The sequence below is a fragment of the Gracilibacillus halotolerans genome, assembly GCF_014206945.1.
In the GTDB taxonomy this organism is placed as follows: Bacteria; Bacillota; Bacilli; order Bacillales; family Amphibacillaceae; genus Gracilibacillus; species Gracilibacillus halotolerans.
In genome coordinates this window covers 30,071-53,801 of record NZ_JACHON010000015.1, presented here as the reverse complement: position 1 = coordinate 53,801, position 23,731 = coordinate 30,071, and the positions used below count along the sequence as shown (strand labels likewise).

Sequence of the window (23,731 nt, the reverse complement as noted above, 5' to 3'; positions counted from 1 at the left end):
GAGGTGCATTATGAGTAAAAAAAATAAGAAGGATTGTAAGTCAAGGGTTATAAAAGCTCGGCCAGAACCGTTTCCGAGAAGGGTTCCTAGTTGGGTTGTAAATACACCTAGTTCACCTACGGGACCAACGGGACCTACTGGGCCAACAGGTCCTACCGGGCCAACGGGACCTACTGGGCCAACAGGTCCTACCGGGCCAACGGGACCTACCGGGCCTACTGGACCGGGTAGTGGCGCTACTGGCGCGACCGTACCTACTGGAGCTACTGGCGCGACTGGTGCTACCGGAGCTACGGGTGTGACTGGTGCTACTGGAGCGACTGGTGCGACTGGAGCCACGGGTGCTACAGGTGCTACGGGTGCTACAGGTGCCACGGGTGCGACTGGACCTACAGGTGCTACGGGTGCCACAGGTGCTACGGGGGTCACAGGTGCTACGGGTGCCACGGGCGCTACTGGGGATTTTGCAGTAGGAGATCCTTTATTTACTGTGCAAAGTGGTCCTGGGGGTGCAGATGGCAGCGCTACTGTTGGCTTAGGTGACGGTCTAACTTTTGTTTCTGATACACTTGATATTGTTGTAAGCGAAGGTTCAGCTATTGTGTCAATTGAGTTAACAGGAGCGGCCGGTCCTACAGGTCCTACTGGTGCTACCGGAGCCACAGGTGCTACGGGTCCTACTGGAGCTACTGGTGCGACGGGTGCCACTGGAGCCACAGGTGCGACTGGCGTGACTGGTCCTACTGGCGCGACTGGTGTTACTGGAGCGACTGGTGCGACTGGTGCGACTGGCGTGACTGGTGTTACTGGAGTGACTGGTCCTACTGGCGCGACTGGTGTTACTGGAGCGACTGGAGCTACAGGTGTTACTGGCGCGACTGGAGCTACTGGCGTGACTGGTCCTACTGGCGCGACTGGTGCGACTGGAGCTACAGGTGTTACTGGTGCCACGGGTGCTACGGGTCCTATTGGAGCTACAGGTGTTACTGGTGCCACGGGTGCGACGGGTGCTACGGGCGTGACTGGCGCGACTGGTGTTACTGGAGCGACTGGAGCTACAGGTGTTACTGGTGCCACGGGTGCTACGGGTCCTACTGGAGCGACTGGAGCTACAGGTGTTACTGGTGCCACGGGTGCTACGGGTGCTACGGGTCCTACTGGAGCTACAGGTGTTACTGGTGCCACGGGTGCGACTGGCGTGACTGGAGCGACTGGAGCGACTGGTGTTACTGGAGCGACTGGTGCGACTGGTGTTACTGGAGCTACTGGCGTGACTGGAGCGACTGGTGCGACTGGCGTGACTGGTCCTACTGGCGCGACTGGTGTTACTGGAGCGACTGGAGCTACTGGCGTGACTGGTCCTACTGGCGCGACTGGTGCGACTGGAGCTACAGGTGTTACTGGTGCCACGGGTGCTACGGGTCCTACTGGCGCTACGGGTCCTACTGGCGCTACGGGTCCTACTGGCGCTACTGGTGTTACTGGAGCGACTGGCGTGACTGGTGCGACTGGAGCTACAGGTCCTACCGGAGCTACTGGCGTGACTGGGGCCACTGGTGCTACTGGCGTGACTGGTCCTACGGGTCCTACGGGTCCTACTGGTGCGTAACTTGTACTAATGGAGCTACACGATTCCTACGCGTAATACCAAAATTGCAAGTAATCCAATAATGGTAGCATGTAGTAACTTTGATTGATTTGTTAGATTTCTAGTTTAGTATGAGTTAAGTCGTCTCCTTCATTAGGAGACGACTTTTCTCATCCAAGAAAACATTGAATTAATTTCAAAAAGTTTAATTTATAGACAAGTGACTATATCTCAGCAGTTCAAATTATATATTTTCTAACCATAAAAACACTGCATTTACTTTGCAATGTTTTCCCATTTAGGTTGCTTTTATTTTTAGAGATAAGTATATTTTCAGGAACAACAAGTATTGAATTTTTTTCTAGGGTTCAAAAATATCGAAAGAGGTGACTTCCTTAGTAGGTAAACTATTCCATTGTTCATGCTCGGGCACTGTTTTTAACGAACTATCCCTCTATTTTGGATAAGCGAATAAAACATAACGATCTGGTGCACTTCCTATATAGGAAAAAGGATAACAAGTGGAGACAGTTAATACCTCGTCCGTTCTACTAGGATCAATAACTGTAGTGTCATCAGCAGGTACAATAGTATGGTCATGAATTTCGTAAATAAATGTACCATGCTCCATTTTCACATGGAATTCATCACCATGTTCTAACTCGCCGAATTGTCTAAAAACTGTATCACGATGACCGGACAATAATATTTGTCTATTTTCACCTGGGAAACCTGTTCCGGTATAGTGACCTACCCCCTGAGTTAATTCCTCTTCGTCCGTTCCTTCTATAATAGGGATTTCTCGATCTAATCTTGGAATATATAATACGCCTATTGTATCTCCCTCTTTAACCGCATCATAATTAAATTGTTCTACATTCTCTACCTCAGTTATCACTTCATCCGATACAAAGGAGTTTGCTTCCTCTAACCTTTTACTCTCCTGTAAATAGGAGCTATACAATTGATATCCACCGTAGGAAAGAAGCAATATACCTGCAATCATAAAAGCTATCGAAAGTTTTTTTATCATTCCATTCACCTCAATTATTTAAATTAGTGCATTATATTTTTTATTGAATTACCTTCCAATCCAATCAAGATACATATTAAACATGAATGTTGATTGATATTGATTAATATTGAGATGTCGTCATATTTTGAAAAGGCTTTCCCATAAAAGGTAAAGTAATTTTAACTAATTGTCAAGATATCTGTAAATTTAATATGTGTCTCAAGATTTGTATAAAGAAATTCTTGATTTATCCCCTCTGAATAACCATATTAGATTCATAGGTTAAGTGCCAAGCTATTAATAAGATAGTTTACCTTAAATATGTTATAATAGATGTATAAATATTCACTAACCTCGTCTATCGTGGCGGGATTTTTTTGTGCTCTAAAATATAATATAAAGGAGATAGGTCATTGTTTAAAGATGATCGCTTTAAAGGGTTAAAAAAATCGGATTTAAAGCGTGATATCATTGCAGGTATTACAGTAGGTATTGTTGCGATCCCCCTAGGAATGGCGTTTGCAATTGCTTCAGGAGTAGCACCAGAATATGGCCTTTACACTACTGCTATTGCTGGATTTCTTGTTGCTTTATTAGGAGGATCAAGATACCAAATTGCTGGTCCCACTGGAGCTTTTATTCCTATCCTACTTGCTATCGTATTAGAATACGGTTATGAAAATTTGCTTATAGCAGGTTTTATGGCGGGAATTATGTTGTTGTTAATGGGTATTTTCAAACTCGGACAATTGATAAAGTATATACCCAGATCTGTAACAATTGGTTTTACAGCTGGAATTGCTGTCATTATTTTCAGTGGCCAAATCGGTGACTTTCTTGGATTAGAAGGACTTGAGAGAAAAGAATTTTTCCACCAAAACATGTGGGAAATCTACAAAAATCTAAATACAATCAATGGTTATAGCATTTTAATTGGTTTGATAGGACTTCTTTTATTAATCTTTATTCCTAGACTCTTCCCCCGAGTGCCCGTATTGCTTGTGGCACTTATTATTCCAACCATTCTCGTTGCACTATTTTTCCCGAATAAAGTGGCAACTATCGGGTCCGTATTTGGAGGTATCCCACAAGCTCTACCTGAATTCCAAGTTCCCCAAATAACATGGGATAGATTGATTATGCTAATTAAGCCTGCATTCGTAATTGCGATGCTTGGTGGAATTGAATCCCTCTTATCAGCTGTTGTATCTGATGGAATGACAGGAAAAAGACACGATTCAAATCGTGAACTGGTTGGCCAAGGAATTGCGAATATGGTCACGCCTTTATTTGGAGGTATCCCTGCAACTGGTGCTATTGCTAGAACTGCAACCAATATAAAAAGTGGGGCGGTAAGTCCTTTTTCCGGTATTTTTCAAAGTATCTTTGTGTTAGCAGCTATCTTGATTTTTGCTCCATTCGCATCCAGTATTCCACTTGCAGCCATGGCACCAATTTTGATGATCGTCGCTTATAACATGAGTGAATACCGATCATTCTTTCATATATTAAAACTAAAAAAGGCTGATTCTCTAGTATTAATCACAACGTTCTTACTCACAGTGTTTGTTAATCTAACGACAGCCGTACAATTTGGTCTATTACTTGCAGGTATTATGTTTATTAAGCGAATGAGTGAAGTGCTTGACGTAGAAAAGGTAATTCCATTCACAGCAAAGAAAAATGGTAATGCATCAACCGAAGAGTTTGGAGTAGCTTGTCCAGAAATTGATTTTTACAGCATAGATGGACCACTATTTTTTGGTGCAGCTGACCGTTTTGAGACTATTATAACAAAATCCATTAATAAGCGTCCGAAAGTGCTTATATTACGGTTTAAGAATGTACCTTTTCTAGATGTGACAGGTGCAGCTAACCTTGAATCACTTATTACAGACTTTCATAATGGCGGTGGAACAACAATTATATCAGAAGCCAATAAGGATGTTCACGACATGATGAAAAAAAGTGGACTGACTAGTTTGGTTGGTGAAGAATATTTCTTTAACAAAGCAGATGATGCGGTAGATTATGCATTAATATTAATCGAAACAAATAAATGTTCTATTTGCTCTCGATCAAGCAACTCAACATGTCAAATGTTTAAACAGAGTAAGGAAATAGAACAATTTCATAACACACATTAGGATTCCACTTAATCGGGAATCCTTTTCTTTTTGGAACAAAAAATGAACTGTCCTTCTCACAACTAGCAGTCTAATGTAAAGAACAGTCCATTCTCGTGTTAAGTTATTTATTTACTTGTTGTTCCGCAATATCACCGATAATCGGTAGTTTGAATGTTTCATTTTGATAAGCCTTAATCATTAAGACAACCCATAAAGCAACGGTTAAAAGAGAGAGCAATGAACTGAACACCCATCCAACGAAAGGCACTGCTGAAAGCATATAATTAAATATTGATAATGCAACAAATGTAATGATAGACTGTAGAGCATGAAACCGAATAAAACGATTCTCTTTTTCTAAAATAAAAAATATGATGCCAGTTATTGGTCCTACTATATAGCAAAGTAATCCTGCAATATTCTCTCCCAAGCCACTCGATGTATTTTTCTTCTCAGAATTCGATTGCGCCTGTTCAACTTCTATAAGTGATTTTTCTTCGTTGTCGATCGATTCACTACTTTCGCTTGTTTCGTTTTGATTCATTTTTTATTCTTCCCTTCTCAGTCTTTTGTCATTTCTTTATATTACATGTAACAAAACATAAAGGTATTCACAAAAAATACAATTAACTTCTCCATATTCTCTTTATCTATATATTCGACATCATCTACTAAATTCCTTGTTTTTACTTATAATCATTTTTAATAAACTTCCCTATTAGTATAAGTAATCCTTAATTACAATTACTTACATATGTTAAAGAAACAAAAAAGACTGCTCAACGATTGTCATTTTCATGACGGTTGAACAGCCTTTTAGTATTATATTATTGTAATTCAGCAATAACTTCTTCTATCTTAGCTAGCTCGGATTGTAATCCTCCACCACCAAGATACCATAACGCACCATCTAAATAAATAATATTTTCATTTGCATAAGCTTCCGTTTTTTGAATAATATCGTTTTCCATATCCGTTTCAATATTAGATTCTCCACCTACTGCAGCAGTACGGTCAATAACAAACAATATTTCTGGGTCGAACTGAAGGATTGCCTCAAACCCGAAATTTGATCCATGCTCTGTAGCATCAACGTCCTCTGTTACAGGATTAAAACCGTATAAATCATAGATATAACCGAAACGAGAATCAGGACCAAATCCAGATAGATTACCTTCATTGTACATTGTTACTAATGATGTTTCATAATTTCCAGCTAGTTCATTCACTTCTTCAAAAGCTGCATCGTATTTAGCAAGAAACTCTTCCGCTTCGTCTTGTTTATCGAACATAGTAGCAGCAATATTTACTGATTCTTCAAACGTATTCCAGTAATCTTCTTGTACAGTACCAACAAACACAACTGGAGCTATATCCTTAAGTTCTTCATAATACGTTGATTGACGTCCAGAAATAAAGATAACATCAGGCTCCATTTCTGCAATATCCTCAAATAACGGAGCTTTTAGTGTACCAATATTAGAATACTCATCTGATTCAAACTCACTTAGATGTTCTGGTAATGTAGACTCTTTAGCAACACCAATAATTCCTTCTACACCTAGTGTATGTAAAGTATCCAAGAATCCATAGTCAAAAACAACGATTCTTTCTGGCATTTCATTGAATGTAACTTCTTCATAAGTAGTTGTTCCACCTTCTCTACTTTCAGTTGCTCCAATTGTTGGATATACAGTCATCGGGTAAGCAGATTCCACTTCGGAGGATTCTTCTGCTGTTTCTTCTGACTCTGTTTCAGATGCTGTTGTCTCGTTTTCTTTTTCATTTGTGCTCTCTTCTTCTGAACCACAAGCAGCAAGTGTCATTACTAAAAATAAGGCTAAAAGCCCGATTACTACCTTAAAATTTTTCATCTTCCATTACTCCCTTACCTATTGTTTTTTTATTATTGTGTTTGTTGACAATGAGAATCATTATCACTGATAACGATTCTCATTGTATTCTTAATTAAACTTTTTGTCAATACTTAATTATAAAAAAATTCAGAATATACAAAAGTACCTAGAGAAAGCAAAGTTAAATCGATAATACACTTTGAATCCTCTAGGATATACTTACAAATTTCCTATTATAGCTACCTATTTTCTATATAGCTCTACTTTCCTTCAACAATAAATAGATGAAATAAATACCACCAACAAAGTTTATAATGACACTTATTGTGGTTTTCAGTTCAAAGATGTGCTCTACTAAAAATTGTCCACCGATTAAAGCAATAATACTAATTAAACTTGCGCCTGTAATTAAAGTAACATGCTTATACGTAGCCAGAAATTGATACGAAAGGTTCGCAACAATTAAACCTAAAAATGTAATAGGACCGACTAAAGCGGTAGATGTTGCAATTAAAACGGAGGATAAAATTAACGTTTTCATTACCATTCGATCATAGTTAATACCTAGATTAATGGAATTATCCCGCCCTAGAGACATAACATCTAACTGCCTCATAATTCTATATCCATATATAAAGGAAACAAGCAATATTCCTGCAGCCAAGTATAATATTTCGCTTTTAATATTAATAAAACTAGCAAACAACAAATTTTGTAAGCTTAAGTACTCTGTCGGACTAATAAGGACTTGTAAGAATGTAACGAAACTCCCTAGTAGTGTTCCAATTATGAGTCCAATTATTAAGACGAAAAATATTGGATGCTTATCTGCTCGGAATAAAAATCGATATAATAGTAACGCAAATAGAATCATGGCGACGATTGCAAGACCAAAATTCAAATATTTATTTACTACCCAAATCGACATGGATCCAGCGAAAAAGAAAATAAATGTTTGCACTACTTCATACATAGAATCAATCCCCATAACAGAAGGTGTTAAGATTCTATTATGAGTAATCGTTTGAAATACGACAGTAGCATAGGCAATTGCGACCCCGGTTACAATCATGGCCCCAATTCGAATTAATCGCCTTGGAAAGGCATAATCAAAACCACCTTTTATATCATAAAACGCAAAAAGGACGATACAAAGGATAGAAATTACAGCTAAAACAATTAATTTAGTTCGGTTGCTTCGCATAGGCTCTCCCCCTTAACAATAGAATTAAGAAGATTGCACTACCTATTACCGCAACCGTAACATTTACTGGAATTTCATATGGATGAATGACAATACGACCAATAATATCACAGATTAAAAGGAATACGACTCCTAATACAGCTGTATGCGGAATTATTTTTTGCAAATTATCTCCTAGATAAAGTGATACAATATTTGGGACAATTAAACCTAAGAACGGAATCATACCAACAGTAAGAACTACTGTTGAAGAGATGACAGCCACGAGAATTAGACCAATATTCCGTATAAATTTATAACTTAACCCTAAATTCTTTGTAAAGTCTTCTCCAAGACCTGCTACCGTAAACTTGTTAGCATAAAAATAAGCGAAAATGATAACTGGGATACTTACATATAATAATTCATAACGACCTGCCATTATTAATGTGAAACTTCCCATCAACCAAGATGAAATATTTTGTAATAAATCCGCTTCATAGGCAAAAAATGTAGTAATCGATGATAAAATGTTACCAAACATAATTCCTATTAAAGGTACAAAAATAGCATCTTTAAACTTTATGCGATCAAGAATTTGCATAAATACTAACGTCCCCATTAACGCAAACGCAAAGCAAAAAAAGATTTGCTGTATATAAGACACATTTGGAAACACAAGAATAGAAATTAAAATACCTAATTTCGCAGCATCTAATGTACCAGTCGTTGTCGGTGAAGCAAACTTATTCCGACTTAAGGACTGCATAATTAATCCCGCAATACTCATACCTGCTCCTGCCAATATAATCGCCATTAACCGTGGCAATCGACTAATTAAGAATATGGATGCCTCATCAGAGTCCCAATCCAATAAATCAGTAATTTTTATATCAATTGCACCAACGAAAAGTGAAATGAATGACAGGATGATAGCTAAAATTGTTAACATCCAAAGTTTCATAGCAATCCTCTAACTTAGTTAATATTTTAATGATAATGATTCTCATTATTATCGCACATTAATTTTATCGTTTACCTATACAATTGTCAATTGTCTAAAACACTTAAACTTATATTCTATAAATGTACGATACTATTGAATAGTAAGCATATTATATAATATATATGACTTTTATGCTGACAAAACGAACTCACTTATATATTTGCCAATTACTAGTAAACTAGCGTAAAGTTATATTCGTAAAAGTATTTAAATAGAAAAGACGAGGAGGAATAAATATTGAAGATTATTAATAATTATATTGATTCCGTTTTTTATCATGAAGATTCTCTGTTAGAAGATGTACTTCATTCTATAGAGGAGAATGGTATGCGTCCTATATCTGTTTCGGCTTCTACAGGAAAATTACTTACGATGCTCGTCTCCATTTCTGGTGCTAAGAATATACTAGAAATTGGTGCACTAGGGGGATATAGTGGCATTTGTCTTGCAAGAGGTTTAGGTAATGAAGGAAAATTAACTTCACTAGAACTTATGGAGGATTATGCCAACCTAGCAGCGAGCAATCTAGCAAAAGCAGGCTTTCAGAATCAAGTTACATATATTACAGGTCCTGCTCTTCATAATCTCGAACAATTGGTTAAGGAAAATAAAAAATTCGACTTTTTCTTTATTGATGCTGATAAAGAAAATTATGAAAATTATTTAAATCAATGTATTCAACTAGCAGTAAATGGTGCGGTCATCGTTTGTGATAATGTCCTTGCTCGAGGTAGTGTGGCAGATGATTCAATAGAAGCAAAAAAGCATACAGAATTTATGAAGCAATTCAATCAAACGGTCGCGAACCATCCTCAATTAGAATCGAACTTAATTCCAATTGGAGATGGATTAACAATTTCTATCGTAAAGAAATAGTAAGTTACACCTTATTAGTAAGAAGATAAATAGTAGTCAGAATTCCGTTGCAAAATGGAATTCTTTTTTTGTTTTTAAGAATATTGATATAAGGCTTGAGGTTAACGTAACGTTAACGTTTATAATAACTATTAGCTAGGAGGTGAACCATGGAATATACAATTAAAAAACTAGCCCAGTTATCAGGAGTTAGCACGAGAACACTTCGTTATTATGATGAGATCGGACTATTAATTCCAGCTCGTATTAATTCTTCAGGTTATCGAATTTATGGCCAAAAAGAAGTAGATACACTCCAACAAATCTTGTTTTACCGTGAATTAGAATTTAGCTTAGATTCTATAAAAAACTTGATGAATGATCCAACTTATGATGAATGGGAGGCATTAATAAGTCACCATCACCACCTTATAAAAAAGAGAGACAGACTAGATAGCATTATTGCAACAGTAGAGCAGACAATACTAACTAAGAAAAGAGGAATTCCAATGGATGATAATAAAAAATTCGAAGGCTTAAAGGAAAAATTGATTGATGAAAATGAGAAGAGATACGGTAAAGAAATTCGCGAAAAATATGGCGAAGATAACATTCATGCAAGTAACGCGAAATTAAGAGGTATGTCAAAAGAAGATTACGAAGCTATGACTGTCTTAAGTGAAGAAATACTCGATCTATTAGAAAAAGCTTACGCAACCGGAAATCCTGAATCAGACTTAGCACAACTTGTTGCTGAAAAACATAAAGAATGGCTTATGTATTCGTGGAGCTCTTACTCGAAAGAACAGCACGCAGGTTTAGCAGAGATGTATGTGGCAGATGAGCGATTCACTGCTTACTATGATCAGAGAGTCAAAGGAGCAACAAGATTTTTACGAGATGCAATTCATCGATATTTAGGAAAAAGTAATTAAAAAAAGCGTAGATACCGAACAAATTCTAACAAATTGTCCGGTATCTACTATGATAGAACATTTCTGTCCGATCTCCTTATATTTATACTAATTTTAACCTATCTCCTCGTCAGGTAAATGACCGGAACGATTAATTTTTGTAGCTAAATATTTCTCATTAAATCGTGACTTATCTCCCCACAATGGAATTCTACCTGTTACTGGTAAACCAGCCTGCTCTAGTGCATCATACTTTTTAGGATTGTTCGTAATAAGTTTGATTGGTTTTTTCCTTAATGTATTTAATACTTGAATGGCGTCTGAATAATCTCGTGAATCATCTTTGAACCCTAGCGCTTCATTTGCTTCTACCGTGTCATAATTATTTTCTTGTAGAATGTATGCAAGTGCCTTACTAAATAACCCAATACCTCTTCCTTCATGATTCGCTAAGTAAAAGATAGCTCCAGCTCCATGCTCCACAATCATTTTCATCGACTGTTTTAGTTGGTATCCACAATCACAACGTTTACTACCAAATATATCTCCTGTATGACATATGGAATGCATTCGAATGATTGCATCATCAGCATTTTCGAAATCCCCATAGACTAGAACACTTGATTGTTGTAATTCCGCTAAATTAGCTGAAGCTAACATATCAATAACTTTACCATAATCTTCCGTTCTTTCTTCACATTTCAACCAAGAATACCATTTAAACTCTATCGTTTCATCATAGAGATTAACCGGAAGCTTTATTGGACCAACTAAATAAATAGCATCGTTTGTATTATCTATTAAATGGATTTTATCTTTCAATAAAGAAAGGACCTTAGAATCTAACATCATCTGTACCACTTTATCATTCCTTTATTCATATATATTTATAATTACTATTTCCTCTATTTTAACAAGGAGTGAATACAAGTTACCAATATAAAGTTCTGTACAGATGAAATATCTAATAATATAAAAAAAGCTCCAACCAAAATATGATTGGAACCTCCTTGTTTTAATGTTGCTTTACGGAAATTTGGCCACTAACCTCAACGATTGCTAATTCAACTTCTGTTATATCAAAAACACCATTCCTTCGTAAATGCAACTCTATATCATCCATAGTCATCTCTTGCTTTTTCATAACTTTCGTGTCCAGCATACCATTTTTTATAATTACTTCTGGATTACCCTCCATAAGTTTTCGTATTTTTTTGTTTTTTTCTAGTCTCTCTAATCCCCAGATAAGACCAAACCATAATACAATCACAAAAATTAAATGTCCGACTTTTATTTCTTCACCAGTAATAGATCCACCTAATAGTTCTGATATCATCGTAACAAAGATAAGATCGAGTGGTGTTATCTGGGCTAACTCTTTTCTGCCAACCAGTCTCATCATGATAATTACGATTGTTAGACCTAATAACATCTTTAATGCGATATCACCATACATACTCTTCCCTACCTTATCTTGCCCGTTTACTTTTACTCCGGGGTATTTACTACATATGTAGTACTAGTAATTAACTACCCGAAAAATCTCGTTTTAATCAATTGGTAAATAACTTGTAAGTATTTAGATTAAGACAAAAAAAGGATATTTAGAAAACGGCTTGATGAGACGTAGAGGAGATTTTATAAAACACAATTAAATAAGACCGGAGAAAGTTACGTTGCAATAACTTTTTCCGATCTAAATTGTAGTCCTTTATTGTAACAACTTATTTCTCTGGTCGCTTTTGAACAAACAGTAAAATTAATGTTGCAAATGGACCTAGAACTAAAGATAATAAAAACCAATTCAGTCCTGTTCGGTTCTTCCCCTGTGCTATTCCAGCATTAATCATTGCAAGGGTTCCCCATCCAACATAAAAACTATTTTCCACACTATTCACCCTTTACTTAACAAATACTCTCGATGGAAATGAATAATTGGCTGAATAGTATAGAAAGTTGAATTTTTCTAATAGGTCGGCCAACCATTCCCATCCCAATATAAATCATTTATAAGCATCCGATGTTCACCATTATTTTCTGCATCGTATGCATGTCGAATAATAATTCGGTTATCATACACATCCTGATGACCTGGTCCGACCCATCGCTCATTACCAGCATCTAAAATAGTACCTCCACCGTGCATCATATCGACACCATTCTTATCAAAATAGGGACCAGTAATATTTTCTGATCTTCCATATGCAATTTTATACGTACTATCCAAACCACGGCAACAACGATCAAATGAAACGAATAAATAATAATAGCCGTCTCTATATGTGATATTTGGTGCTTCTACCGCGTGCTCAGGGTGATTCGGTCTAGTAGCTATTGAATAAAGTGGTCCTATCGGTTTCATTGTATGTGGGTCTAGCTTTGTTAGCTTAATCCCGCTCCAAAAAGAGCCAAATGACATCCATGGTTCTCCATTTTCGTCAATTACAATATCACTATCGATCGCATTAAAATTATCCGCAGTCGTAGACTTAATAACTAGACCATCATCTCTCCAATTTCCTGAAGCAATACTTTCCGTTGATGTTAAACCTATTAATGAATTGTTAGATCCAAAGGAGGATACAGAATATGAAACCCAATACCGTCCGTTGTAATATTGTACATCTGGCGCCCATTGATGGCTCTCAAAGTTTGGGACATGATCTGACCACCAAGGAAGTGCTTGAGGAAATAAGGAAGGTGTCTGACTCCAATAATGCCCATCTGTAGAAGTAACTACTTTTATTCCATTCTCTTCTCCTGTTCCAAAAGCCCACCAAGTATTACCTTCTTGTATAATAGTAGGATCATGAAGCCTTAATTCACCAGTTAGCTCCTTAAAATCTGCAGAAACAGTAGTCGAAAGAATGAGGTACATTGCAACAGCTAAGAGTACGATTTTTATCTTCTTGTACATGTTAGGTCTTCCTTTCCATTTGGCGAGAAGAAGAGTTTATAAGGAATCACCCTTCCAACTCACTCATATTTTGTCTTACTGACTTTATTGTAAGCGCCTAACTTGTAGATAAAAAGGTACAAAAGCGGTATTTATTCGACATTCCTAGATTTTCAAATCGGAAACACTTCCATATACCTACGATAAATTTTTACTATAATAAAACAGTTAGTGTACTTGTTATTTACCAAATATCACCTTGTTCTTCTTTCATTTGACTCATTTTCTCAACCCATTCGTCTATCTCGGCTCGTATATCAGAAGCTAAATCCTTCATTTCAGTCTTTTTAGTAGATTCTAAGTCACGTAGATTCTGAGTGATGCTGTATCGTCGTTCCTCAATCGAATCTTTTAATTCACGATAGGTCTCTTCTTCTAGTAATTCTTCGTCTTGGAGAATTTGTAATGCTTGCTTATATCGTTCGTTCTCTTGTTTGATGATAGTTCGAACATCATCCGCTAACCCTTCTACATGATTCATTTCGGCTAACTGTTCCCAAGGATCAGGTGCCATACGATGTGCCCATACAACATCTATTCTTGATGGCAGTAACCATTTTTCTTCAATTGTTTGATGAATATCTTCTGCATTCTCTGCGTAATAATAATCGCCATTACCAGCGTTTGCAACTTCTTGAAGCTGCATTTCTGCTTCTTGATCTACTTGAAAACCAATAATATGAACATGATTAGAATCTGCACGATTCGCGAACGTTTTTGCAGCCTCTATGGGATCGCCATCACATGTTTCCACCCCATCACTCACAATATAAATAGTCGTACTACCCTCAAGTTCTCTTGTCATCTCTTCTGCTTTCATAATAGCTCCTGCAAGTGGTGTCCAGCCTCTACTCTCAAATGAAGACAGTGCTTGATCAAACGGTTCCTTCTCATACTCACCTAATGAATAAATTTCTTCGATACTCGTACAAGACAATTCTTTATCCGAATCGGATTCGGAACCCTTATGACCGTAAACAACTAAAGATACATCGCTCTGACTCCCGACAGTCTGTGCAAATTTAGAAACAGCTTTCTTGGCTACATCCATTCGAATGTTATTATCCTTAGTTGGTAATAGCATACTAGAACTTGCATCTAATAAAATAATTGCATTCTCCGGTGGCACTCTTTTCTCGGTAGTTCCTTCCGTTGTCTGTTTGACAGGGTCCGGCAATAACGGTTCGTCATAATCCGGAGTATAATTTTCAACAATCTCTATACGTTCTTTATAATTAGGGCTAGCTAGTAATAGAGCAATTCCTTTTTCTATTTCCTCAGGTTCTTGTGTCACTTCTAATAAATTTGCTAACTCTTCCTTTAAAGCTTGTTCCTCAATCGAACTGTTACCTTGTTGCTCTTCTTCAAATGCCAAGTTTTCCGTCAATACTCCCCCTTGCTGTTGCTTTATCACTTCCAAATCAGTTGATAAATCTATCTCGCTTAATTTCTCTAAGAATATGTTTGTATCATCCTCTTCTTTTTTAGCCTCTTCCGTTTCTTCATCATTTGCTTCCACTTTTGCTTCGGTATTATCAGATTTCGAACAACCCATTATCGCTACACATAAAACAGTGAATATCAAAAGCCATTTTCGTTTCATTCACCGATCTCCTCTCTTTCTATTATATGTACTCTCAATGAAGGGATTTTTAATAGTATTTAAATAGTCCTTTAACTCACATATCCCTCGTTTATTGGTACGACTATAACATCAAAAGGTTCCCGATTAGATAATAAATAAGCCATTAGTAACAAATAATACTTTTGGATTAATTATTAATGAATGGAGCTGGGACAGAATTATTTAATCATACTACAAACCGAACGATTCGTTAGAATCAATTCTGTTTGTATGCTTTTTATCATTACTTCGCTAAAACACTTCGCTTTCCGCAGGCAACGCCTCAACTAATTTCAAAAGTTCAATTGAACTTTTGAAATGGATTTTCCGCTGTTGCTTTCCTGCAGGAGTCTACGTGTTTTTGCTGTGTAATTTATATTTCATTTTTTAATTGTTCGCCTTTAATATTGTAAGATTTAGTTATTTCTCCGCCTCTCGATTTATGCGGACGCAAAGCACTATATATGAGGCAAACGCATGTAGGAATCATTTACGCATGTTAGTTAGTATCCCACCGAAATTCAGCGTATTTCAATTTATGAGATATTTAAAAGGGAAAAGTAGTTTGATGATATTTAATCGTCACGCGAATCTAAAATATAAATACGGAAATCGCAAGTTTTGGTGCCGTGGTTTCTACGTAGATACGGTGGGTAGAAATAGGAAGAAAATACAAGAATATATTAGGAATCAGCTAAAAGAAGATTACATGACGGACCAATTAACAATATTCGAAGAGTTTGATCCGTTTACAGGACAAAAATACAATAAACAATAAGGGATTCTTTTAGAATCAGTGAGTGAATGTGGTGCAAGAGGGAGAACCATTCGATAGGCCTTTCAGGCCGAGACCGGTAAAAGAGGCTTTCATCCGCAGACAAAGAGGTCGAGCACAAAAATCCAACCAAATCATGGGAATATAAATAGCCAAGTCAAAATACAAGACTCCTGCAGGAAAAGCAACAGCCGAGGGATTACAGGATGTAATTCAGTTCGGCGTCGCAACAGGACGTTGCGTTATTCGCCGAACTTCACAAACTAAAGTTATTATATAACTTTTGTAATTAGTTGAGGCGTTGCCTGCGGAAAGCGAAGTATTTTGACTTGGCGTTAGTATAACATTCGGATTTTGTATTATGAAAATTACTTCTGTCCCAGTCTCTATCTCTTCTCAGTAATTTTTTTCAATATAGAAAATGAGTATTTCTTCTCGGAATACTCACTTTCTACGTTCTCTATTTTATTCATAGCGGATAAGAAAGTATCTTTTCTTTCCTCTGCGGATAATCGTGAATGTATTCTCTATTCGATCCTCATCTGATAATGAATAATTTATATCGTCTCTTCGGTCACCGTTTATATAAACAGCACCATTTTTAATATCTTCTCGCGCTTGACGTTTGGAAGATGAAATTTTCGCTTCTACTAATAAATCAACCAGCCCAACATTTCTTTCTTTAGACGTATAAGATGGTACGTCTTTGAATCCTTGCTCTATTTCAACAGCATTTAATGTTGCAATATTTCCACTAAATAACGCTTCTGTAATACGCTCCGCTTGCTGTAGAGCATCTGATCCGTGAACCATCTTCGTCATTTCTTCAGCTAGTCGTTTATGAGGAACTCTTTTTTCCGGTGCTTCTTGTAATTGTTTTTCTAATTCCTCAATTTCCTCCACACTTAAAAATGTGAAGTACTTTATAAATTTAATTACGTCTCTATCATCAGTATTAATCCAAAACTGGTAAAACTCATACGGTGTAGTTTTCTTAGGATCTAACCAAATAGCACCACCAGCAGTTTTCCCAAATTTTGTACCGTCACTCTTCGTGATTAACGGCACCGTTATTCCATATGCTTTTGCTTCTTCCTCATCATTACTTTTCGTTCGTCGAATAAGTTCTAATCCTGCAGTAATATTTCCCCATTGATCACTACCACCAATTTGCAGTGTACAATTCTCTTTCTCATAGAGGTTTAAGAAGTCTGCCGATTGTAATATCATATAACTAAATTCAGTAAAAGAAATTCCGTTCTCCAATCTAGATTCAACAGAGTCCTTAGCTAGCATGTAATTGACACTGAAGTGTTTTCCATAGTCACGTAAGAATTCGATAATAGAAATTTCCGATAACCATTCGTAATTATTTCTTGTAACTACACTATTTTCCCCTTGATTCACTTCTAAAAGTTGAGAAATTTGCTCTTGGATTTGTTCCGCATAGCCTTTCACAATTTCCTCCGTGTTAAACGATCTTTCGGTAGATCTACCACTCGGATCTCCAATCATTCCTGTTCCGCCACCTACAAGTGCAATTGGACGGTGACCAGCCTTCTGAAATCTTTTTAACATTAAGATAGGTAGTAAATGACCAATATGAAGGCTATCTGCCGTGGGATCAAAACCACAATATAGAGTAACCGTATTCTCTTCTAAATGTTTTCGCAATCCTTCATTGTCTGTTGTTTGCTGAATTAAACCACGTTGCTCTAAATCATCTAAAATGTGCATAATCTTTCCTCCTACTCTTTTTTGGAAACAAAAAAATCCCCTCCCTCAGAAAGGGACGAGATAACTCGCGGTACCACCCTCGTTATAGACAATAAATGTCCATCACTCAAGGAAATAACGATGCAAGCCGCTGCACCGTCTTCATTTTCATGAAGATACTCAGGATTCGTAATTCATGAGGGAACTATGTACGAGCTTTCACCTACCGCTCGCTCTCTTAAACAGGAAATTCCTCACTACTTTTATCCGTCACTGTTTTAGTCTTATAGTAATGTATATTTATTTTTAACATATGTGTATCGAAAAAGCAATAAAGTTTGATAAATAGTTGCATCATAAATGTAATATCACGGTATTGACCGCTGTGATATAATATACTACAGAAAACTAGGAGGGGTAATGAATGGATCCAAAAGAAACCATTTTAAGATGGTGGACTAAAATAAAGAGTTTTTTAACTCAAACCAACTTAAAGAGAACCTCACGTATTAGCTATCATATTATTTGGAATATACTACTTGTCTTTATAATGATCGGTATTATCGGTGCGTTCTTTGCCTTTGGTCTAGGTGCGGGTTATTTCGCATCATTAGTGGCAGATGAAAAAGTAATGACAGAAGAAGATATGTCTAAGGCAGTCTATAATTATGAAGAAACCTCAGAACTATATTTCTCGGATAATATTTTTCTATCAGATGTAAGTACTGATTTACACCGTGAAGAAGTTACACTAGATAAAGTTAGTGACTATGTAAAAAATGCTGTCATTGCAACTGAAGATGAATACTTCCGAACACATAATGGCATTATTCCTAAGGCAATTTTAAGAGCTGTCTTTCAAGAAGTAACAAATGCTGATACGAAAACTGGTGGAAGTACACTTACACAACAAATTATAAAAAATCAGATCCTAACAAATGAAGTATCTTTTGAACGTAAAGCAAAAGAAATCTTATTGGCAATGCGTCTGGAACGCTTCTTTGAAAAAGACGCTATTTTAGAAGCTTATTTAAATATTGTTCCTTTTGGTAGAAACTCTTCTGGGCAAAACATTGCTGGAGTTCAAACAGCGGCAAAAGGTATTTTCGGTAAAAATGCAGAAGAATTAACATTGCCTCAAGCTGCTTTTATTGCTGGTTTACCCCAAAGTCCTTCTTATTATACTCCGTTCGTAAATGGTGGAGGATTGAAGGAAGAAGAAGGATTACAACCAGGTCTCGAGAGAATGAAAACTGTTTTAGAACGAATGCATCGAGAGAATTATATTACAGATGAAGAATATGAAGAGGCTATTGCATACGATATAACTCAAGATTTTATCGAACCGAAGGAATCAATTCGACAGCAATACCCGTACTTAATTGAAGAATTAACGGACCGTACAATTGATATCCTATCTGTTGTGCTTGCCGAACAAGATGGATATTCGAAGGAAGAATTAGACAATAGTGAAATCTTACATGAAGAATATAAAATTTTAGCAGAAAGAGCATTAAGTAGTAATGGGTATCGCATTCATTCTACGATAGATAAAGAAATTTATGATGCCTTTCAAAAAGTCACAAGAGAATATACCAATTTTGGTCGAGATAAGTTAGCTATCAATATAAATTCGGGCAAACAAATAATGGTGACGAATGAAGAAACAGGTGAAGAGGAACCGTTAGGCCATCAACCAGTACAAGTTGGTGCTGAACTAATAGAAAATAGTACTGGAAGAATAATTGCTTTTGTAGGTGGACGTGATTACGAAATTTCACAGAAAAACTATGCAACAAAGGTTCGCGGACCAAATGGTAGTACGATGAAACCACTAGCTGCATATGCTCCCGCTATGGAGTTAGGTTATTATCAACCAGGCTCCGTTATTGCAGATGTAGAAAAACATTTCGCAGCGTATAAGGGAAGAGCGCCTAAAAACTTTTCTAACAGGTATTATGGATTAGTTTCTGCAAGAGAAGCGTTTTACAGATCTCATAACGTATCCGCACTAACCGTATACGAAAAAATTTTGCCTGAAAATCCTGTAGAAAGATACTTAGAAAAAATGGGTTTCGAAGAATTGTCACGTGAACGTGATCACAATGATTATGCCATTCTATCTTTACCACTAGGTTCAACACGTAGTGGGGTAACCGTGGAAGAGACAGTCAATGCTTATGGAACCTTCGCAAATCAAGGGAAATTTATCGATGGATATATGATTGAAAGAATTGAAACAAATGATGGAGAAGTGATTTACGAGCATGAGAGTGAGCCTGTAGAAGTTTTCAGCCCTCAAACAAGTTATCTTATGTATGATATGATGCGCGATGTCCTTACAAAAGGAACAGGAACAAACGCTAGAGCTCAATTGCGGAACAAAAACGTGGATTGGGCTGGAAAAACTGGTACATCTAATGGACCACAAGATGCGTTATTTATGGCGATTAATCCGAATGTGTCGATTGGAACATGGATTGGGTATGACTATAACCAGAAACTAGACACTGGCTACAATCAAAGAAACACTACCTATTGGGCGCAGCTTGTGAACGCAGCAACTGAAATACGTCCAGAATTAATGGCACCATCAGAAAAATTACCACGACCAGATGGTATTGTGTCAAGAAGCTATTGTGCAGTATCCGGCATGCTCCCATCTGAGCTATGTAGTGATGCTGGTCTAATACAATCAGACATCTATAACGCTAAATTCGTACCAACAAAGAAAGATAATAGTTTGATACGTGAAGCTTATACGAGCGTAAATGGTAAACCTATGATAGCTGGTGAAAAAACGCCTGCTGAATTCACAGAAGGGGATGGATGGAGTCTAAATCCTGCATGGTTGAAAGAAACAGGTTATGATAAATTCCCTAAGTTAGAGCAATTAATACCTTCTGACTCTGGAGGTTGGGGTAAAATTACGATTCCAGATGCTGAAACATTGAAAGATGACGGAAAAGCACCTGGTGTACCTACATCATTAAAAAATAGCAACCAGAAGCTAACTTGGAAAGCTTCTGGAAGCAACGATGTGGTGGGTTACCGGATATACCGAGCCAGTAATCCTGATTCAGACAACTTCCAAAGGATTGGCTCGACTACTGAGACAAGCTATACGGTTCCGAGTGGTAATGCTGTTTATCATGTAAAAGCTGTTGATTATTTTGGTAGAGAATCTAGTCCAAGTAATAAAATAACCGTCGGTGATTTTTCCGAATCAAAGGAAGACGAAAAAACAGACGATAACAAAAAGCAGGAAAAGAAACCTGACAAAAAAGAAGAAAAACCAAAACCTGAACGAGAAGAAACATCTAATAATACACCCAAACCTGAAAATGAAGAATAGCTAGTAGCAAATCAAAAAAGTTAGAGCAACCGCTCTAACTTTTTGATTTACTTTTATAAACGGTTAATCATCTATCTTAGTTTTTGAATTCCTATCCTTTTTTTAGGTAAATAGAAAGTTAAGTTTACCTTGTAAGGAATATTGTGTATCTTTAACATATAATCTGACATTCGGAGGCTCATATATGAATAAAAGTATTTCTGTTTATATTACTGTCGGAGAATGGTTATTTAAAATCTTATTACTTAACATCTATTGGTTTATTTTTTCACTAGTCGGTCTTTTTGTTCTAGGCTTATTTCCAGCAACAACCGCATTGTTTGCAACAATACGTCAAGACATAAAATCTGAGGATGACGTTCGATTATTTCGTAGTTTTCTCCACTATTATAAACAAGAATTTTTAAAATCAAATTTGCTAGGTTATCTTATGTTAAGTTTAGCGATTCTTTTAATCGTTAACCTACAAGTTTTAGATATTATGGATTCTTCTTTGCTCCACTCTAGTTTAACGATAATGACTTACATACTACTAGCTATTCTTGCTCTTATCTCGGTTTTTATAGTTCCTATCTATGTCCATTATAATTTTTCCATTCTAGGTTATATTAAGTACTCTGCAATTATGGTAATCGGTAAGCCGCTTCAAGCTTTAGCGTTACTAGCAATTATCGCTGTATTATTTTATCTATATTATTTAGTACCTGGTTTAATCCCAGCTATTGGTGTTAGTTTATTAGCCTATATTATTATGAAAACAGCTTATCCCTCTTTTGCTATACCTCGAGAAATGAAAGAAGAGAGCTAAAAAATATAGCTCTCTTCTTTTATAACTTGTATTTTTCATCCTTTCACTGAACCAATCAACACACCTTTTTCAAAATACTTCTGTATAAAAGGATATAGAATTAATACAGGTAATGAGGAAACGATAATTACTCCATACTTCACTTGATCCGCATATCGTTGTGCATAGCCTCCTCCCGTACCTCCACTTCCTGCTCCTTCTGAAAATACTTGATTCGATAAGAGAATATCCCTCAATACAATTTGTAATGGCTGCAAGTCATAGTTTCGGATATAAATTAACCCCGTAAAAAAGTCGTTCCAATGCCATACTAAATAGTATAAACCAATAACAGCAGTTACGGCTTTTGATAACGGTAATACAATCGTTGAGAAAAATTTAAAATGTGAACAACCGTCCATAACTGCCGCTTCATACATTTCATGGGGAATATTATTTTCAAAAAATGTACGTGTAATAATGAGGTTAAATACGTTTACAGTTAGGGGATTGAAAATAAAAACCCATGGAGTATCCAATAAGCTTAAATCTCTCATTAACATATATGTTGGGATTAGCCCGCCATTAAAAAACATCGTAAATATAAAGAAAAACATTAAAAATCTTCGTGCTCTGAATTCTGTACGTGACAACACATATGCGGCTGGTAACGTTAATAACAAATTTATAAATGTACCGAAAAAGGAGTAAAATAATGTATTTCGGTAACCTATCCATACCCTAGAGTCCGCAAATATTTGTTCATAACCAAATAAACTAAAACCTTTCGGTGTAAATAATACTTTCCCTGTCGATACAAATGTTGGATCACTGATCGATGCAATAATTATAAAATATATCGGATAAGCTACGACAAAAAACATAATCACACATATTAAAATTACAGCTAAATCAAATGCTAAGTCTAATGGTTTTTTACTTTTAATTCTATTTAGTGAGATAGAAGGCATCACTTTTCCTCCTTCATTTAGTTTGTCTTACCAAAGACTAATTCGCGAAACCTTCTTTGCTATCGTATTAACAATGACAAGCATCGTAAAATTTATCATCGTATTAAATAGACCAATAGCCGCAGCATAGCTGAATTGATTGGATACAATACCTGTTTTATAAACATAGGTTTCAATTACTTCAGAAATCGGCAAATTAAGAGAGTTTTGCATTAAAAAAATCTTTTCAAACCCTGTACTAATAATTGACCCCATATTTAAGATTAGCAATATAATAATGGTTGGGATAATCGCTGGTATCTCAACGTTTCTAATGATTTGCCATTTATTAGCTCCATCAATTTTAGCAGCATCGTATAGTTGCGGATCTACTGCTGCTAAAGCTGCTAGATAGATAATACTATTCCACCCTACATGCTGCCATACATCTGACAAAACATAGATGGGAACAAATGCATTAACGGAAGCTAATAAGTTCCCTTCTACCCCAAGCTTGGCTAACAACAGACCGAGTATGCCAGTATTTGGTGACAACATAACATTTAATAATCCTACTAGCACGACGATAGAGATAAAATGTGGTAAATACACGGTAGTTTGTAAGATTCTTTTTCCACGCTTCCACTTAATTTGATTAACTAGTAATGCTAGTGCAATCGGAGCAGGAAACCCCACCACAATCGTAGTGATACTAATAAGTAAAGTGTTTCGAATAAGATCCCAAAACAGGTGACTATTCATAAATTGCTCGAAGTATTTTAAACCAACAAAATCTCCACCTGTCAAACCCGCTGTAAAATCATATTCTCGAAATGCAAGTTGAATCCCATACATAGGAACATAGTTAAATATGATGACACAGATGATTGCAGGTAGAATCATTATCCATAATTGATAATCCCTTGCTAGCGTATTAAAAACGGTTTGTTTTTTCACTTTAGGCTCCACTTTAACCTTTGTGTCCTGTACTGTGGCCATAAAATGATTCCCCTTTTTTTAGA

Annotated in this window: 19 protein-coding genes, 1 pseudogene and 1 other annotated feature; of the genes and pseudogenes, 7 read left to right on the top strand and 13 right to left on the bottom strand. The window is 36.6% G+C overall.

Features of this window, described 5'->3' with window-relative positions; all coding sequences use genetic code 11:
- The first annotated feature begins 10 nt into the window (after positions 1 to 10).
- Positions 11 to 1,609, top strand: coding sequence for a collagen-like domain-containing protein (locus GGQ92_RS12390; protein WP_184249336.1), 1,599 nt, complete (start codon positions 11 to 13; stop codon positions 1,607 to 1,609).
- Positions 1,610 to 2,042: 433 nt separating this feature from the next.
- Here GGQ92_RS12390 and GGQ92_RS12385 read toward each other — a convergent pair whose 3' ends face one another.
- Positions 2,043 to 2,621 carry a class D sortase gene (locus GGQ92_RS12385; protein ID WP_184249334.1) on the bottom strand — a complete coding sequence of 193 codons (579 nt, stop codon included), beginning with the start codon at positions 2,619 to 2,621 and terminating at the stop codon, positions 2,043 to 2,045.
- Positions 2,622 to 3,016: 395 nt separating this feature from the next.
- Here GGQ92_RS12385 and GGQ92_RS12380 point away from each other — a divergent pair, with 395 nt between their 5' ends.
- A complete protein-coding gene (locus tag GGQ92_RS12380) occupies positions 3,017 to 4,750 on the top strand; it encodes a SulP family inorganic anion transporter (RefSeq protein ID WP_184249331.1) in 1,734 nt (577 codons plus the stop codon).
- Between the two features lie 103 nt (positions 4,751 to 4,853).
- On the opposite strand, the gene GGQ92_RS12375 is transcribed toward GGQ92_RS12380, so the two are convergent.
- From GGQ92_RS12375 to GGQ92_RS12360, 4 genes are all read right to left on the bottom strand, one after another.
- Positions 4,854 to 5,276 (bottom strand): DUF4870 domain-containing protein, encoded by a 423-nt coding sequence (locus GGQ92_RS12375; RefSeq protein ID WP_246384425.1) that lies wholly within the window; start codon positions 5,274 to 5,276, stop codon positions 4,854 to 4,856.
- Positions 5,277 to 5,559: 283 nt separating this feature from the next.
- Positions 5,560 to 6,606 carry a siderophore ABC transporter substrate-binding protein gene (locus GGQ92_RS12370; protein WP_184249328.1) on the bottom strand — a complete coding sequence of 349 codons (1,047 nt, stop codon included), beginning with the start codon at positions 6,604 to 6,606 and terminating at the stop codon, positions 5,560 to 5,562.
- Positions 6,607 to 6,838: 232 nt separating this feature from the next.
- Complete coding sequence (locus tag GGQ92_RS12365) at positions 6,839 to 7,792, bottom strand: iron chelate uptake ABC transporter family permease subunit (RefSeq protein ID WP_184249325.1); 954 nt, start codon at positions 7,790 to 7,792, stop codon at positions 6,839 to 6,841.
- On the bottom strand, positions 7,773 to 8,735 hold the full coding sequence (locus GGQ92_RS12360; RefSeq protein WP_184249322.1) for an ABC transporter permease: 963 nt from the start codon (positions 8,733 to 8,735) through the stop codon (positions 7,773 to 7,775). The genes GGQ92_RS12365 and GGQ92_RS12360 overlap by 20 nt, the downstream gene beginning before the upstream one ends.
- 279 nt (positions 8,736 to 9,014) lie before the next feature.
- Here GGQ92_RS12360 and GGQ92_RS12355 point away from each other — a divergent pair, with 279 nt between their 5' ends.
- Positions 9,015 to 9,653, top strand: coding sequence for an O-methyltransferase (locus tag GGQ92_RS12355; protein ID WP_184249319.1), 639 nt, complete (start codon positions 9,015 to 9,017; stop codon positions 9,651 to 9,653).
- A gap of 149 nt (positions 9,654 to 9,802) precedes the next feature.
- On the top strand, positions 9,803 to 10,567 hold the full coding sequence (locus tag GGQ92_RS12350) for a MerR family transcriptional regulator (protein WP_184249316.1): 765 nt from the start codon (positions 9,803 to 9,805) through the stop codon (positions 10,565 to 10,567).
- Between the two features lie 93 nt (positions 10,568 to 10,660).
- On the opposite strand, the gene GGQ92_RS12345 is transcribed toward GGQ92_RS12350, so the two are convergent.
- The 5 genes from GGQ92_RS12345 to GGQ92_RS12325 form a co-directional block, all read right to left on the bottom strand.
- Complete coding sequence (locus tag GGQ92_RS12345; RefSeq protein WP_246384424.1) at positions 10,661 to 11,395, bottom strand: GTP cyclohydrolase II; 735 nt, start codon at positions 11,393 to 11,395, stop codon at positions 10,661 to 10,663.
- Positions 11,396 to 11,561: 166 nt separating this feature from the next.
- Positions 11,562 to 12,002, bottom strand: a complete 441-nt coding sequence (locus GGQ92_RS12340; protein ID WP_184249309.1) for a DUF421 domain-containing protein — start codon at positions 12,000 to 12,002, stop codon at positions 11,562 to 11,564.
- A 268-nt stretch (positions 12,003 to 12,270) separates the two neighbouring features.
- On the bottom strand, positions 12,271 to 12,435 hold the full coding sequence (locus tag GGQ92_RS12335; protein ID WP_184249306.1) for a hypothetical protein: 165 nt from the start codon (positions 12,433 to 12,435) through the stop codon (positions 12,271 to 12,273).
- Positions 12,436 to 12,512: 77 nt separating this feature from the next.
- Positions 12,513 to 13,463: an arabinan endo-1,5-alpha-L-arabinosidase AbnA gene (abnA, locus tag GGQ92_RS12330; RefSeq protein ID WP_184249303.1), complete on the bottom strand. Its 951-nt coding sequence runs from the start codon at positions 13,461 to 13,463 to the stop codon at positions 12,513 to 12,515.
- A 223-nt stretch (positions 13,464 to 13,686) separates the two neighbouring features.
- On the bottom strand, positions 13,687 to 15,105 hold the full coding sequence (locus GGQ92_RS12325) for a VWA domain-containing protein (protein WP_184249300.1): 1,419 nt from the start codon (positions 15,103 to 15,105) through the stop codon (positions 13,687 to 13,689).
- Positions 15,106 to 15,583: 478 nt separating this feature from the next.
- Here GGQ92_RS12325 and tnpA point away from each other — a divergent pair.
- Positions 15,584 to 15,904: pseudogene (gene tnpA, locus GGQ92_RS12320) on the top strand (IS200/IS605 family transposase); the annotation flags it as partial.
- 462 nt (positions 15,905 to 16,366) lie between these two features.
- On the opposite strand, the gene tyrS reads toward tnpA, so the two are convergent.
- Positions 16,367 to 17,638, bottom strand: coding sequence for a tyrosine--tRNA ligase (gene tyrS, locus GGQ92_RS12315; protein WP_184249297.1), 1,272 nt, complete (start codon positions 17,636 to 17,638; stop codon positions 16,367 to 16,369).
- A gap of 48 nt (positions 17,639 to 17,686) precedes the next feature.
- Positions 17,687 to 17,900, bottom strand: a binding site (T-box leader).
- A 141-nt stretch (positions 17,901 to 18,041) separates the two neighbouring features.
- On the opposite strand from tyrS, the gene GGQ92_RS12310 reads away from it, so the two are divergent.
- The gene (locus GGQ92_RS12310) at positions 18,042 to 20,972 is read left to right on the top strand and encodes a transglycosylase domain-containing protein (protein WP_184249294.1); all 2,931 of its coding nucleotides are present in this window, start codon (positions 18,042 to 18,044) and stop codon (positions 20,970 to 20,972) included.
- A 184-nt stretch (positions 20,973 to 21,156) separates the two neighbouring features.
- Entirely contained in the window at positions 21,157 to 21,780 is a 624-nt protein-coding gene (locus tag GGQ92_RS12305) for a YesL family protein (protein ID WP_184249291.1), read from the top strand.
- A gap of 35 nt (positions 21,781 to 21,815) precedes the next feature.
- Here the strand turns inward: GGQ92_RS12305 and GGQ92_RS12300 are convergent, their stop codons facing one another.
- Both GGQ92_RS12300 and GGQ92_RS12295 read right to left on the bottom strand, forming a co-directional pair.
- Entirely contained in the window at positions 21,816 to 22,730 is a 915-nt protein-coding gene (locus tag GGQ92_RS12300) for a carbohydrate ABC transporter permease (RefSeq protein ID WP_184249289.1), read from the bottom strand.
- A gap of 27 nt (positions 22,731 to 22,757) precedes the next feature.
- A complete protein-coding gene (locus tag GGQ92_RS12295) occupies positions 22,758 to 23,708 on the bottom strand; it encodes an ABC transporter permease (RefSeq protein WP_221437309.1) in 951 nt (316 codons plus the stop codon).
- Positions 23,709 to 23,731 lie beyond the last annotated feature (23 nt).

Coding starts and splice junctions, on each gene's coding strand:
- GGQ92_RS12390 (WP_184249336.1), top strand. CDS start 11: ATGAGTAAAAAAAATAAGAAGGATTGTAAGTCAAGGGTTATAAAAGCT.
- GGQ92_RS12385 (WP_184249334.1), bottom strand. CDS start 2,621: ATGATAAAAAAACTTTCGATAGCTTTTATGATTGCAGGTATATTGCTT.
- GGQ92_RS12375 (WP_246384425.1), bottom strand. CDS start 5,276: ATGAATCAAAACGAAACAAGCGAAAGTAGTGAATCGATCGACAACGAA.
- GGQ92_RS12370 (WP_184249328.1), bottom strand. CDS start 6,606: ATGAAAAATTTTAAGGTAGTAATCGGGCTTTTAGCCTTATTTTTAGTA.
- GGQ92_RS12365 (WP_184249325.1), bottom strand. CDS start 7,792: ATGCGAAGCAACCGAACTAAATTAATTGTTTTAGCTGTAATTTCTATC.
- GGQ92_RS12360 (WP_184249322.1), bottom strand. CDS start 8,735: ATGAAACTTTGGATGTTAACAATTTTAGCTATCATCCTGTCATTCATT.
- GGQ92_RS12350 (WP_184249316.1), top strand. CDS start 9,803: ATGGAATATACAATTAAAAAACTAGCCCAGTTATCAGGAGTTAGCACG.
- GGQ92_RS12345 (WP_246384424.1), bottom strand. CDS start 11,395: ATGTTAGATTCTAAGGTCCTTTCTTTATTGAAAGATAAAATCCATTTA.
- GGQ92_RS12340 (WP_184249309.1), bottom strand. CDS start 12,002: ATGTATGGTGATATCGCATTAAAGATGTTATTAGGTCTAACAATCGTA.
- abnA (WP_184249303.1), bottom strand. CDS start 13,463: ATGTACAAGAAGATAAAAATCGTACTCTTAGCTGTTGCAATGTACCTC.
- GGQ92_RS12325 (WP_184249300.1), bottom strand. CDS start 15,105: ATGAAACGAAAATGGCTTTTGATATTCACTGTTTTATGTGTAGCGATA.
- tyrS (WP_184249297.1), bottom strand. CDS start 17,638: ATGCACATTTTAGATGATTTAGAGCAACGTGGTTTAATTCAGCAAACA.
- GGQ92_RS12310 (WP_184249294.1), top strand. CDS start 18,042: ATGGATCCAAAAGAAACCATTTTAAGATGGTGGACTAAAATAAAGAGT.
- GGQ92_RS12305 (WP_184249291.1), top strand. CDS start 21,157: ATGAATAAAAGTATTTCTGTTTATATTACTGTCGGAGAATGGTTATTT.
- GGQ92_RS12300 (WP_184249289.1), bottom strand. CDS start 22,730: ATGCCTTCTATCTCACTAAATAGAATTAAAAGTAAAAAACCATTAGAC.
- GGQ92_RS12295 (WP_221437309.1), bottom strand. CDS start 23,708: ATGGCCACAGTACAGGACACAAAGGTTAAAGTGGAGCCTAAAGTGAAA.